The sequence below is a fragment of the Massilia glaciei genome, assembly GCF_003011895.2.
GTDB lineage: Bacteria > Pseudomonadota > Gammaproteobacteria > Burkholderiales > Burkholderiaceae_D > Telluria_A > Telluria_A glaciei.
On sequence record NZ_PXWF02000106.1, the window covers coordinates 1 to 1,293 of the forward strand.

General features: G+C 68.7%; 1 protein-coding gene. It reads left to right on the forward strand.

The window, feature by feature from the left end; all coding sequences use genetic code 11:
* The coding region (locus C7C56_RS07950; RefSeq protein ID WP_181373063.1) for a ribonuclease E/G at nt 1-1,293 on the forward strand (1,293 nt) is incomplete at both ends.

Sequence of the window (1,293 nt, forward strand, 5' to 3'; positions counted from 1 at the left end):
CGTCGAGGAGCTGCAGTGGGACCTGAACTACCTGATGCAGCTGTGGCGCGCGATCGAGGGCGCCGGCAAGCAGGGCAGTGGCGCGTTCCTGATCTACCAGGAGTCGTCGCTCGTGATCCGCGCGATCCGCGACTACTTCCAGCCCGACATCGGCGAGATCCTGATCGACACCGACGACATCTACGAGCAGGCGCACCAGTTCATGAGCCACGTGATGCCCGACATGGTGCACCGCGTCAAGCGCTACAGCGACGACGTGCCGCTGTTCTCGCGCTTCCAGATCGAGCACCAGATCGAGACCGCCTACTCGCGCACGGTGCCGCTGCCCTCGGGCGGGGCGATCGTGATCGACCACACCGAGGCGCTGGTCTCGGTCGACGTCAACTCGGCGCGCGCCACGCGCGGCTCCGACATCGAGACCACCGCCTTCAACACCAACTGCGAGGCGGCCGAGGAGGTCGCGCGCCAGCTGCGCCTGCGCGACCTCGGCGGCCTGATCGTGATCGACTTCATCGACATGGAGGTGGCCAAGAACCAGCGCGAGGTCGAGACCCGCCTCAAGGACGCGCTGCACCACGACCGCGCGCGCGTCCAGATGGGCAAGATCTCGCGCTTCGGCCTGATGGAATTGTCGCGCCAGCGGCTGCGCCCCTCGCTGTCAGAGGGCAGCCACGTGACGTGCCCGCGCTGCTCCGGCACCGGCCACATCCGCGACACCGAGTCGTCCGCGCTGCAGGTGCTGCGCATCATCCAGGAGGAGGCCATGAAGGAGAATTCGGCCACCATCCACGTCCAGGTGCCGGTCGACGTGGCCGCCTTCCTGCTCAACGAGAAGCGCGGCGAGGTGCTCAAGATCGAGAACCGCCACCGCATCGGCGTGATCCTGATCCCAAACAAGCACCTCGACACCCCGCACTACAAGCTCGAGCGCATCAAGCACGACGATCCGCGCCTCGAGGACAGCGCCGCGAGCTACTCGCTGGCCGAGCAGGCCGACACCGACATGGCCTACAGCAAGCGCCAGAAGGAGGACGTCAAGCCGCGCCAGGAGGCGGTGGTCAAGACCATCACCCCGGCCCAGCCGGCGCCGATGGTCGACCGCAGCGAGCCGGCCAAGCCGGCGCCGCTGCCGGTGCTGGTCGCCCCCGAGCCCGAGCCCGAGAGCTTCATGAGCCGCATCATGGGCTTCTTCTTCAAGAAGGAAACCGCGGCCATCGTGGCGCCGGCAGCGGCGCCGGCCAAGCCGGCCGCCGCCACCGAGCGCGGCGAGCGCAACGGCCGCGGCCCGCGCGG